General features: G+C 72.5%; 1 pseudogene. It reads left to right on the top strand.

Annotation, left to right across the window (positions count from 1 at the left end):
* A pseudogene (locus GBZ26_RS31080) lies at positions 1–760 on the top strand (hypothetical protein); the annotation flags it as partial.

The following is a 760-nucleotide window of genomic DNA, read 5'->3' on the forward strand; positions in this document are numbered from 1 at the left end:
GACTATTTCGTCGGGCCGGAGCGGCTCATCAGCACCCGCCACAACTACGCCCAGAACCCCCAGCAGGAATGGCTGCGCACCTGGCGCTTCGAGCCCGGCATGACCTGGGCCGCCCATGAGCCGCCGGTGCTGGTCGACGCGGCGGGGAAGGACGTGGCCCGCATCGCTCCCTTCAGCCATGACGAGATGGAGGAGGCCGGCGTCGTCTTCCAGCATTTCGCCTACGTGACGGAGGCGCAGGCCGCCTTCAAGGAAAGCTACTACGGCTACCAGGACGCGCGCCGCCACTGGCGCCGCCTGCAGGAGGCCGGCGGGCCGGTGCTGCTGCGCGACTACCTGCCCTGGGTGACCGACCAGACGCTGGCCGACACCGCCGCGGCGCGCGGCGTCGTGCCGATCGCGGTGGTCGAGGCGGAGGGCTGGCGCTTCCTGGGCGCCGGCGAGGCGGCGGCGCGGCGGCGCGCGCTGACCTCGGTGCGGCCGCGGATCGTCGTCGACGGGGTGTTCTACCAGCATCTCAACTCGGGCATCGCCCGGGTGTGGACGGCGGTGCTCAAGGCCTGGGTGGCCTCGGGCTTCGCCGAGCATGTGGTGCTGCTCGACCGCGCCGGCACGGCGCCGCGCCTTCCCGGCGTGCACACCCGGACGATCCGGGCGCACAGCTACGCGGCGACCGGCGCGGACAGCCTGTACCTGGAGCGCGTCTGCCGCGAGGAGGGGGCGGACCTGTTCGTCTCGACCTACTATTCGACGCCGACGA

This window comes from Azospirillum formosense (assembly GCF_013340925.1).
GTDB classification, from domain to species: Bacteria; Pseudomonadota; Alphaproteobacteria; order Azospirillales; family Azospirillaceae; genus Azospirillum; species Azospirillum formosense.